This window comes from Moorena sp. SIO3I6 (assembly GCF_010672095.1).
Genome location: NZ_JAAHHU010000067.1, coordinates 25,697 through 36,206, shown reverse-complemented (window position 1 = coordinate 36,206; position 10,510 = coordinate 25,697). Strand labels below are relative to the sequence as shown.

The following is a 10,510-nucleotide window of genomic DNA, read 5'->3' as shown; positions in this document are numbered from 1 at the left end:
TTCCAGTTTCATTGGCAGCGTCGGCTCTCGCATCACCATAAACTTTTGATAAATCTGCCCAGTATCGCTTTAAACTAGGAGTATCTCTGAGATAGCGTTTAAGGTTATTGCGCTCTCGTTTGATGGTTATTTCCCAAGACCTAGACCGTTTTTCAGGTTGATATTCCCATTTCAACAGATGTTGAATCGTTAAACGAATAGAAGATAAAAAGCGGTCTCGCTCTCGTTTACCCAAGTCTTCAATTTCTTCTAGGAGATTAATCCAGTCTACTTCACTATATCGTTGTTCTTTGATCAGATAAACTTGTTGTTCAACCCATTGGATGATATCAGTTTCATAGAGCATTTTGTTCTTGGAAATCTAACTAAACATGACAAAAGCCTTACCTGGTTGGGTTACGCTCCTGCTCACCCAACCTAGGAATAAGGCTACTGCCAGATGTAAATCAGCACAAACAAAATAATCCAGATCACATCGACAAAATGCCAGAACAGGGAGGTGGCAGCAACCCCAAACTCACCGTTGTTGTAGTTGCCGGGAATGAAGGAGCGTCCCAGCATAATCAATTGCAGCAAGACTCCTGTGAGCACGTGCAAACCATGAAACCCGGTAAGCAAATAAAAGGTGCCGCCAAATACGCCATCGGTAAACCCAAAGGGGAGACTGCTCCATTCCACTGCCTGACCATATAAAAAGTAGCTCCCCATTGCCATGGTCAAGAGCCAAAATGCCCGAAAGCCCCACAGATTTTTGGCATGGAGATATCGTTCGGCAATGTAAATTACGAAACTACTAGAAACCAGGACTACAGTATTAATAGCTGGCTCTTTGATCTCTAGCCCTGTGACACCGGTAGGGAGCCAGTCGGCTGTGGTAGTCTTATAAACAATGTATCCAGCAAAGAAGCTCAGGAAGATAACACTTTCCGAAAGCAAGAAAATGATGAAGCCAAACATGCTGTTGCCCGCTTCATCATGGCTATGTTCTGCCGTCCCATCAGAGGTATGGGTCTGACTCGGTATTACACCAGAGGTGAGTGATGGATCGATTTCAGTTGGGTTCATGAATAACTTCTAGGGCATCAGGGTTAGAAATCAAAGCTTCAGATTTGCCATAGCCATAGGGTTCGGCAATCACCACAGGCAACTGTTCAAAGTTCTCGTGACTGGGCGGGGAGGAGACAAGCCATTCTATCCCGATCGCCCGCCAGGGATTGGCTGGTGCTTTTTCTCCTTGTACCCAAGAACCAACCATATTGAGGATAAAGGGCAAAGTAGACATGCCCAACAGGAACGCTCCAATGCTAGCAACCACATTCCAAAAGGCAAATTCGGGATCGTAGGACGCAACTCGGCGGGGCATTCCTTGCAGTCCTAATGGGTGCATGGGGAAAAAATTGAGATTGGCTCCAATAAAGGTCAGGGCAAAGTGGAGTTTTCCCAATCCTTCATTATACATGCGCCCTGTCATTTTGGGGAACCAATGGTAGAAGGCGGCATAAATTCCCATAACTGTTGCGCCATAGATAACGTAGTGAAAGTGACCAACAACGAAATAGGTGTTGTTGACGTGAATATCTACTGGAACGGCTGCTAACATAATGCCAGTAATGCCCGCAAATACGAACATCACTAAGCCACCTAGTCCGAAAAGCATGGCGCTGGTGAGTCTGAGTTTACCTCCCCAAATGGTGGCTACCCAAGCAAAGACTTTGATACCAGTTGGCACGGAAATCAGCATTGTGGAGAACATAAACAGCATCCGCATCCATCCGGGGGTGCCACTAGCAAACATGTGATGCACCCAGACTATAGCGCTCAACCCGACAATAATTAGGGATGAAATAGCAACTACTTTGTAACCAAAAAGGGGCTTGCGGGCGTAAACTGGGAATATTTCTGAAAAAATGCCAAAAATTGGTAAGATAATTACGTAAACGGCTGGGTGAGAGTAGAACCAGAAAAAGTGCTGGAACAGAATGGGATCGCCCCCTTTGGCAGGGTCAAAAAAGCTGGTGCCTAGGGTTAAATCAAACAACAGCATGATGGCTCCAGCAGTCAGGGCAGGTAAGCCAAATAATTGAATAATCTGGGCACTGAGTACAGCCCAGACAAAGACAGGCATTCGGAAAAAGGTCATTCCGGGCGATCGCATCCGAATAATCGTGGTTACGATGTTGACGGCTCCCAGAATAGAAGATATCCCCGAGAGCGCCACGGCTAGTAGCCAGAGAAATTGACCGTTAATCAAAGTACCAGTGGGGTTTTGCAGGCTCACGGGTGGATAAGACCACCAACCTGCCTGGGCTGGGCCTCCTGGAGCTAAAAAGCTTCCCATCAGGACAATCCCAAAGACGGGCACCATCCAGAAGGCCAGGGCATTCAGCCGGGGAAATGCCATATCCCGTGCCCCAATCATCAGCGGTACTAGGTAATTGGCCAGCCCGGCCAACACTGGAAAGGTCCACAAGAACAGCATTACTGTTCCGTGGAGGGTAAACATAGCATTGTAGACGGTGCGATCAACCAGATCGGCCTCTGGGGTAATCAGTTCACCCCGGACGATCATGGCAAAGATTCCACCAATGAGAAAAAAGAAAAAAGAGGTGACAATATACTGAATCCCAATCACTTTGTGATCGGTGCTGAAGCTGAAAAACCGTTTCCAGTCTTCAGGGGTACCTGGCGAGGGCTGTTTGCCCAAGGATGCGATCGCGTCAACCGAAGAAAGATTGGTCATAATCCTTTGTTTTGGATATTTGAACCGGAGTAATTCACCATAGGAGGCGCAGCTGGAACCACCGTTTTCCAGCCTGCATTAATTGCTGTTTCAGAGGCTCGACGATATTCCTCGAAGGCTGGATTGTAGGCTGCTTTGGGGGGTTGAACCGCTGCTTGAGCAAGCCACTGCTGATAGGATTCCGGGGATTGTACCACCACATCCGCCTGCATTGCTGCAAAGTAAGTCCCACTGTATTGAGAATCCCGCAACCGATAGTTGCCTTCGCGAATGGGAGTAAATTCAAACTCGATCGCCTGATTTGGGATAATATCCTGCTTAACTCGAAAGGCGGGTATATAAAACCCATGTATCACATCCTCTGATTTCAGGGTAAGCTTGATGCGATGGTTGTTGGGTAAATGCAGTTCTGTGCTGCTGATACTTTGCTCGGGATAGCGAAATTCCCACGCCCACTGACGAGACAAGACTTCGATGCGCTCTATTGGTTCGTTGGAGTCAGGCATTTGTGAGTCAGTACTTGGTTCAATTGGTGCAGCCTCAGCGGTTGCCATTTCTAGATGAACATGCTCCATCGGACCGAGAATCGACATCTGGTCGTAGACCTGGTAACTGTAGGCTGCAATCCAAATTACTAGGACCAAGGGAATTGCTGTCCAGACGATTTCCAGGGTGATGTTTCCTTCAATTGCTGGACCATCACTGATGTCATACTTGCCTGCTTGCTGAAACAAGACTGAATAGGTTAGGGTTCCTACTACTCCTAAGAAAATAAAGGTTCCCAGTGTCACTAGGAAACTGAATAAATCGTCAACTAGCAGGGATTCAGCTGAAGCTTGGGGAGGAAACCAAGAGTAAGCCTGTTGACCCATCCACAGACTAATCCCGGCTAATGCGATCGCAACGACAACCAAAGTCAAAATCCTGCGAATATTCATGAGCTTATTTATTTCAAGAGTAAGTTTGGATCTTGCCCCAGTCTCAACAGGCGATCAGCGCTAATGTGTAGGCCAAAATCTGCCGCCAGTTGCGCTCCCAGGGTACCGTGAACAAACATCAGTGCAAAAATCCCTAGTCCCGCTAACAAATAGGTCCATTGTACTTGTCTGGCCCTATCCTTATTCCAAACAAATCGCTGAAATCCTCGCCATACTGTCATTGCTACAATCAGCAGCAGCAGCAAGACTCCGCCAACTCCATGCCAAAGCATGGTTTCCATCGCTTGTAATCCCCAGGCACTTCTAACCTCTGTGGGTGGGTCTGCCAGCATGATTTCATAGAAACCCGCTGCAACGGTGAAGAAAGTAACCACTGCTGCTGCCAGCATGTTGTACCAGCCGACATCAAAAAAATTGGATCTTGTGGCAGGAATTGCCAGTATCTTAAAGACTGGCTTTTCCAGGGGAAACAAGACCCCAACGATATCAAAGCCGATGGCCACGATAAATAAACCAAGGGTTAGATGTACCAGATTGGGATGAATCGGAATCGGGTAAGGCAAGCCATTGGCTCCCAATTGGCTCCCTAGTTGGTCAATTAGGTTTGAACTCATTGCAACAAGCCCTCCCTAGTCCCTTCTACTACCGGAACAGTATGTAATCCATAAACCCAAACCAGTAAGTCACCCAGGTAGACCTGGACAAACACTAACCCTACTAACAACGCCCCCACCCCCAAAAAAGGTATGGGTAACTCTTTGGGATTGCGAGAACGAATAATGTAGCGCCATGCTGTCACCGCTGCAATGATGCCAGACAGAGACCAACCAATCAGCGTATGCAGGTTCAATGTTGCCTCTGCTGCTGTGTAAGGCTCTGCTAATCCAGCTTCAATTTGCCCAAAAATAACAGCAATAAAGATAGAAATAGTCGCAAAAAATAAATTCCACCAACTTACCTCATACAGACGATAATTACGGCTAAAGTAGCCGACAGCGTCACACAAGACGGCAAACAATACCATGGCAATCACAAAATGAACCACGATCGGATGAATTGTATCGGGATACGGCAAGTTGTGATCGTTGAGTGGGGGGAGATACTCTAGCATATTGTTCTCAATGAGGTTTCAATGAGGAATTGTTGGTAGTGGTAAACAAGTAGTGATTTTAACACCCGAAACCTTCACGCTTACCGTAGCAAAATCACTACATATTTACCACTAACTTACTAAGTTTGAATTATAGTACTCAAATAATAGTAAAATAATAGACTAACTAAAACGCTAGTATCAAATTATTAGGCATCTTTGACATTAGAGCCATAAAAACAATTATATTCAGGCTGAGCAGCAATAAAATAACATAAAATTGTTGGGGCTTTATTCCTTTCAAAAAAAACACTGCGATTCTCCTATTTTTTAGTTTTTACCTAGATATAAATCCTCATTAACTGAGGATTTACTTAGACTTGATCAGATATCTAGTTAGTGACTGCTAATTTTTAAGCAAACAACTAACTTTGTCAAATTGATTCAAATTACAGGGTTTACAAAGCAAGCAGCTAGCTCCAGTTAGTAGATATAGCTACTAACTGGAGCAAGGATAGCGATACCTGACTTTAGATATATCACCTGGTTTTAGTATAGCCAGCTAACCCTTAGTATTAGTATATTTTCAGAAAGTTTTAAGATTTATTACAAAGCCAAAAAGGTTGACAATTTGTCTTATCTGACTTTGACGATTTGTATTGTTATAGCAAAGGTAAATTTGGCTCAGGTAAAAGGGAACAGGGAGTAGGGAGTAGGAAACTTTGGAATAGGGAATAGGTAAAAAAATGTATCCATAATTACTATTATAACCGCTAGATAAAGTATTAACTGTATAAATTGAAGGGGATTGGCTTTGGAAACTATAGGCTAGAAATGTTGAGTAATTTTACTTATGGTTTTCCTTCGATATCGTGCCAAGGTGATTTCGACATAAGCAACGTTATCGAGGTGCGACCCGTGGCGAATTTAATTCGACGACTGTAAGCGCACCTCAGGAATCAGGAGCTTCGAGTGAGGAGCTTCAAGTCAGTATAAATTAACTTCTCAGTTAATTTGCAATTAATCAGAGTTTAATCATTTGATAAGATTAGTGATAGCACTTTTGTTTTTCTACTTTGACTAGAAAATGCGATAAGTCTAAAATTACCAATTTTTGAACTTATATCCGATTTTTTGGGTCAATTACCCTGTTAGTGAGGATTGGACTGACTAATACTGGGGTATTGGCTTGAGGCGGTGACAGATTGGCTATACTGACAGATTGGCTATACTGATTAGTGAGTCAGGGCTTAGGCAACAAATCTATGATACGTTTGGTAAATAAAATTGGGGGTAAAGCCCCCCATAGAAATCAATGACTGAGGTAGTAGAGTTCAACCGATTAAACTATCAGTAGCAACTCAAACCGTGAAGATTCAAACTTTTCTTCAACCCATTGACCGTACTGCTGGGGTAGTCATAGTTATACTGAGTCTACTGATTGGTATATTACTGTGGACTGGCGATCGCACTGCCCCCAGGGTACGGGAATTTTCCTGGCAAGATAAACAAATCGGTGCGGAGGATAAAGCATTTATCCTAACCTTCAGCCGTCCTATGGATCAGACTAGTGTGGAAGCGAATCTGAACATTGTTCCACCCATCCCGGGCAAAATTAGCTGGGCTGGACGCAAAATGGCTTATACTCCGCTGCTCCCTTTACCCTATGGCACCGAGTATCAATTCCAGCTCACTGGGGCAGTAGAGCAATTCGCTAAGCCTGGCAATAAGACTGCCATCGAACCGTTTAAGGCATCCTTCCGTACCCGTGACCGAGCCTTTGCCTATGTGGGTGTTAAAGCAGAAGAACAGGGGCGATTAATTTTCTATAATCTCACTCGCCAACAAAAAACTATCTTAACGCCTCCAGATTTGCTGGTTATGGACTTTAAGTTCTATCCTGATGGCAGCCGAATTCTTTTCTCTGCTGTTAGAAGTCAGAATAAAGAACAGGACTTGCTCTCTGCAAAATTATATACTGTGACCACGGGCATATCTACTCGTGCCCCAGCTCAAGAGACCGTATCCTCAGACTCTGGTGGTAAAGTTGAGCTGGTTCTCGATAGCAAAGACTACCAGAATCTGAAGTTTGATTTGTCTGCTGATGGTAAAACGATTGTGGTACAGCGGGTCAGTCGCAGTAATCCTTCGGAATTTGGGCTGTGGACCATACAAACTGGTACTAAACCGAAACCATTAGACCATGAACCAGGAGGAGATTTTATGATTACTCCTGACAGCAACGCTATTGCGATGGCTCAAGGTCAGGGAGTGGGCATTTTACCCTTGACACCAAATGCTCAACCCCTAGACTTTTTACCGAAGTTTGGCATGGTCCTAAACTTTGCTAAGGATGGTTCAGCAGCAGTGATGGTGAAGTTTAATAGTGACTATACGCGATCGCTATTTTTAGTCAAAAACCAGGGCTCTGAGCAAGAGATACTGCGCACCACTGGTTCTGTCCATAGTTGTGAATTCTCGGCGCAAAACCATATTCTCTATTGTCTGCTCAGCCAACTCATTGCTGGGGAAGAATTCAAAGAAGAACCTTTCCTAGCAGCGATTAGCCTTAAACCTAATGACAAGAATGAGTATACCTTAAAGCGCTTGGTACTTTTACCGGAGCAACAGGAAGTTCATATGAGTTTGTCCCCAGATGACTTAGGTATACTCTTTGATCAAATAGTCCCTGAACGGTCATCTGATGAAGGTTTGATCACTGATGAAGGACAAATAATTGCCAATGCTAGACTCTGGCTATTACCTTTAGTGGATGATACATCTTCAGATACTCCAGTGAAGCTGGAAGCGGAACCACTCCTAACTGGATTTAATGCTCGTTGGCTACCTTGAAGGTTAGCAGGTTTAAGGTTAGTAGGTTGAACGCGATCGCGTGGCCAATAGGCCAAGGTTAGTAGGTTGAAGGTTAGTAGGTTGAAGGTTAGCTGGTTGAAGGTTAGTAGGTTGAAGGTTAGTAGGTTGAAGGTTAGCTGGTTGAAGGTTAGCTGGTTGAAGGTTAACAGGTTGAACGCGATCGCGTGGCCAATAGGCCAAGGTTAGCTAGTTGAAGGTTAGCAGGTTGAACGCGATCGCGTGGCCAATAGGCCAAGGTTAGCTGGTTGTAAGCATTCAGCCTTCAGCGGTCAGCTGTCAGCAGATGAATAGCACTAACCTTAATTGGTAGTGCTATAACCTTAAACCTGTCGCCTTAAACCATCAAACCTTAAACCTGTAACCAAACAACCTTCAAACCAAACAACCTTCAACCTTCAAACCAAACAACCTTCAACCTTCAAACCAAACAACCTTCAACCTTCAAACCAAACAACCTTCAACCTTCAAACCTTCAACCTTCAACATTAAAACCTTCAACATTAAAACCTTCAACCTGTAACCTTAAAGTAAAAGATTATGGAAATTAATCAGTGTCTTCATGTTGCTGTTTTAGTTTCTGATTTGGAAAAGGCAGAGGATTTTTACGGTAAGATTTTGGGATTATCTAAAGTTGAACGAGAGCTGAGATTTCCTGGTGCTTGGTACCAAGTTGGTCAATTCCAAATTCACTTGATGGTTAATCCTAATGCTAAAGTTGACCTAAAAAATCCTGAAAAATGGGGTCGTAATCCCCACATTGCCTTTAGTGTCGTAAATTTAGATGAAGCGAAGGAATGTCTACAAGCTCATGGTTACCCGATTCAATTGAGCTCGTCTGGTCGTGCGGCATTATTTACCCAAGATCCAGATTGTAATATTATTGAGCTTAGTCAGATTAGTAAGATTAGCACTTAGGGGTTAAGGTCGGTATGGGGAAAATAGATGAAAACCATTGCCTACCTGTACAGCAATCCCCTACTTGACCCAGTGCCCGACCCAGAAGTTTGGGGTTTGGAGGTGGATCAGATCTATCTAGATTTAGGAGGACGTCAGCAGTGGCAGCAGTTAGTTGCGGATTGCCAAGCTCAACCCCCTGATTACTTGCTAATTCGTCGTCTGGAAGAACTGGGAGAGTGTTTAGCTGAAATTAGCGATCGCATTACCCAAATTGAAACCCTCGGTATTTGTTTGATTGCCACAGAGCAATCTTACAATTCTGCTCAGCTAACGGATGCTACCAACTACACTACGATTCGCGCTAGTTTACTGAAGCTCTTACACGAAATCCAGCAGGAAGTCAACAGCCGCCGCCTTCGGCAAGGGCACGCTCGTAATCGCCTCAAAGCCTTACCCCCACCAGGAAAAGCCCCCTATGGCTATCGGCGGGGCAAAGACCGCTATCTAATTGACCGCAGTACGGCACCGGTGGTTAAGGATTTTTTTGAACAGTTTCTGCTTTATGGTTCCTTGCGGGGTGCAGTACGGTATTTAGAGCAAAAATATGGTAAACGGATTTCCGTGACTACCGGGCGTCGTTGGCTAACAAATCCGGTTTATCGGGGAGACCTTGGCTATCAAAAAAATGGTGAGGTTATTTCCGATACCCATAGTGCTATTTTGAATCGGGAAGAAGCGGCACAAATTGACCGACTGCTCAGGCGCAACCGACAATTACCTCCTCGAACCGCTAGTGCTCCCCGTTCTTTGGCCGGGTTGGTGGTTTGTCAGGAATGTCAGTCGGGGATGACCGTTGTTAGTGTTACTCAATATCGTAAAAACAAACAATATCTCTACCTACGTCCGATCAATTGTCCTAAGCATCCCAAATGCCGTGCTCTTAGTTATGAACAGGTCTTGGAGCAGACTATTCAACTGATCTGTCAGGAATTACCCCGTGCCGTTGCTGCTATGAATACTCCCAGCTTGGATGGGGTTAAGGAATCACTGAAGGGTAAAATTACTCAAAAAAAAGATAATTTAGAGCAGCTACCCCTGTTAACGTCTAGTGGTGTGCTTGATCAAGACACTGCTGATTTACGAGCATACAAACTACGCACAGAAATTTCCCAATTACAGCAGCAGCTAGCTGCTTTGCCGCCAGTGAATTTAAAAGCGATCGCTCAAACAGTATCCATTCCTCAATTCTGGATTGATTTATCAGAATCAGAGCGTCGGTTTTACTTTCGGGAGTTTATTCAAAAAATTGAAATCTTGCGTCAGGTAAAAGAATGGCAGCTGCAACTTGTGTTTATTTTTTAAGTAAGCTATCAGCTATCAGCTATCAGCTATCAGCTATCAGCTATCAGCTATCAGCTAATGCGCTACGCGCACGCGTGCGCGTTCAGCTATCAGCTATCAGCCATTTGCCACCGACACATTACTCCTACTTTAAGCAATGCCCTTTGGCGAGGCATCCTGTAAAGTTATCCAAAGATAAATTACATTAGCTCTCACAACGCTAGTGCTTCCCAGTTATTTTTGTAAAATTAAATACAGAAAATAGTTAAAGTTTACCCATTGTCTGGGAATATTTTGGCTCGAAGCAGTCTCAGCTAGGGTAGACGGGAATTTGTTTACCTTGATGACGAACCATGAAACTTTTAGAACCGCAGACCCAAACCCCGACTTGGAACAGCTCCCCTAATCCCAACTTAGATCAGTCCCAAGATGCGTTCCAACCTGGGACTTGGGTACATTTGTTAGAGCTACCTAATCCCTATAGCTTTGATCAAGGGCTACTGCTGTGCCAGGTTTCAGAAGACCAGTGGGTATCCTGGATTCCTGATCATGGTCAAGCAACGTTACATATAAGTCAATTTTTGTGAGTTTTTACTAGAAACACAACCGTTGGAGGCAAAAGGCTTGCAG

General features: G+C 44.4%; 11 protein-coding genes. 4 read left to right on the top strand and 7 right to left on the bottom strand.

Translation table 11 applies throughout. The annotated features are described in order from the left end of the window. From F6K49_RS19655 to F6K49_RS19630, 6 genes are all read right to left on the bottom strand, one after another. Positions 1-346: DUF29 domain-containing protein (locus F6K49_RS19655; RefSeq protein ID WP_293099353.1), on the bottom strand; the 346-nt coding region annotated here is incomplete at its 3' end. 83 nt (positions 347-429) lie between these two features. Then, on the bottom strand, positions 430-1,065 hold the full coding sequence (locus F6K49_RS19650) for a heme-copper oxidase subunit III (RefSeq protein ID WP_293059736.1): 636 nt from the start codon (positions 1,063-1,065) through the stop codon (positions 430-432). Then, entirely contained in the window at positions 1,052-2,740 is a 1,689-nt protein-coding gene (gene ctaD / locus F6K49_RS19645) for a cytochrome c oxidase subunit I (RefSeq protein ID WP_293099350.1), read from the bottom strand. The genes F6K49_RS19650 and ctaD overlap by 14 nt, the downstream gene beginning before the upstream one ends. Further along, a complete protein-coding gene (locus tag F6K49_RS19640) occupies positions 2,737-3,678 on the bottom strand; it encodes a cytochrome c oxidase subunit II (RefSeq protein WP_293099347.1) in 942 nt (313 codons plus the stop codon). Before F6K49_RS19640 ends, ctaD begins: the two co-directional genes overlap by 4 nt. 8 nt (positions 3,679-3,686) lie before the next feature. After that, entirely contained in the window at positions 3,687-4,292 is a 606-nt protein-coding gene (locus F6K49_RS19635; protein ID WP_293059727.1) for a DUF2231 domain-containing protein, read from the bottom strand. Continuing rightward, complete coding sequence (locus F6K49_RS19630; protein WP_293021784.1) at positions 4,289-4,789, bottom strand: DUF2231 domain-containing protein; 501 nt, start codon at positions 4,787-4,789, stop codon at positions 4,289-4,291. Before F6K49_RS19630 ends, F6K49_RS19635 begins: the two co-directional genes overlap by 4 nt. 1,347 nt (positions 4,790-6,136) lie before the next feature. Here F6K49_RS19630 and F6K49_RS19625 point away from each other — a divergent pair. Further along, the gene (locus tag F6K49_RS19625; protein WP_293099342.1) at positions 6,137-7,621 is read left to right on the top strand and encodes an Ig-like domain-containing protein; all 1,485 of its coding nucleotides are present in this window, start codon (positions 6,137-6,139) and stop codon (positions 7,619-7,621) included. A gap of 18 nt (positions 7,622-7,639) precedes the next feature. Here F6K49_RS19625 and F6K49_RS19620 read toward each other — a convergent pair whose 3' ends face one another. Continuing rightward, on the bottom strand, positions 7,640-7,822 hold the full coding sequence (locus F6K49_RS19620) for a hypothetical protein (RefSeq protein ID WP_293021790.1): 183 nt from the start codon (positions 7,820-7,822) through the stop codon (positions 7,640-7,642). Positions 7,823-8,179: 357 nt separating this feature from the next. Here F6K49_RS19620 and F6K49_RS19615 point away from each other — a divergent pair, with 357 nt between their 5' ends. The 3 genes from F6K49_RS19615 to F6K49_RS19605 all read left to right on the top strand — a co-directional run bounded on the left by F6K49_RS19615 (position 8,180) and on the right by F6K49_RS19605 (position 10,467). Further along, entirely contained in the window at positions 8,180-8,557 is a 378-nt protein-coding gene (locus F6K49_RS19615) for a VOC family protein (protein ID WP_293021792.1), read from the top strand. 27 nt (positions 8,558-8,584) lie between these two features. Continuing rightward, a complete protein-coding gene (locus F6K49_RS19610) occupies positions 8,585-9,901 on the top strand; it encodes a recombinase family protein (protein ID WP_293099338.1) in 1,317 nt (438 codons plus the stop codon). 332 nt (positions 9,902-10,233) lie between these two features. Next, positions 10,234-10,467, top strand: coding sequence for a hypothetical protein (locus F6K49_RS19605; RefSeq protein WP_293099335.1), 234 nt, complete (start codon positions 10,234-10,236; stop codon positions 10,465-10,467). Positions 10,468-10,510: the final 43 nt, after the last annotated feature.